This window comes from Methylobacterium sp. E-046, assembly GCF_022829625.1.
GTDB lineage: Bacteria > Pseudomonadota > Alphaproteobacteria > Rhizobiales > Beijerinckiaceae > Methylobacterium > Methylobacterium longum.
The window spans coordinates 1-743 of record NZ_JAKSYP010000213.1 but is presented as its reverse complement, the minus strand read 5'-3'; the positions used below and the strand labels follow the sequence as shown (position 1 = coordinate 743).

The following is a 743-nucleotide window of genomic DNA, read 5'->3' as shown; positions in this document are numbered from 1 at the left end:
GTGTCGCTGATCCTGTGGTCGCTGATCCTGATCGTGTCGCTGAAATACGCGGTGCTGATCCTGCGCGCCGACAACCGCGGCGAGGGCGGCATCGTGGCCATGCTGGCGCTGCTCGGGGCGCGGCATGCCCGGCCCGGGACGTGGAAGGCGCTGCTGCTGGTGGTCGGGCTGGTGGGCGCGGCGCTGCTCTACGGCGACGGCGCGATCACGCCGGCGATCTCGGTACTGTCGGCCATCGAGGGCCTGAAGATCGACGCGCCGGCGCTCGGCCCGTTCGTGGTGCCGATCACGCTGGTGATCCTGGTCGGGCTGTTCCTCGTGCAGCACAAGGGCGTGGCCGCCATCGGACGCGTGTTCGGGCCCGTGATGCTGGTCTGGTTCGTGGTCCTCGTCCTGCTCGCGATCCCCAGCATCCTGCGCACGCCGGCGATCCTGGCGGCGGCCAACCCGTTCCAGGCGGTCGATTTCCTGCTCCATGCCGGCTGGCACGTCAGCTTCCTGATGCTGGGCGCGGCGTTCCTCGCGGTGACCGGGGGCGAGGCGATGTATGCCGATCTCGGGCATTTCGGCGCCCCGGCGATCCGCTTCGCGTGGTTCGGCCTCGTGCTGCCGGCACTGCTGATCCATTACTGCGGGCAGGGCGCCCTGATCATCGCCGAGCCCGACGCGATCGAGAACCCCTTCTACCGGCTCGCGCCCGACTGGGCGCATTACCCGCTGGTCGCGCTGGCCACGATGGCCAC

General features: G+C 70.0%; 1 protein-coding gene. It reads left to right on the top strand.

Going from position 1 to position 743, the window contains the following annotated elements; translation table 11 throughout:
• A partial coding sequence (locus tag MKK82_RS23475; protein WP_243986972.1) for a KUP/HAK/KT family potassium transporter occupies nucleotides 1-743 on the top strand: 743 nt, incomplete at both ends.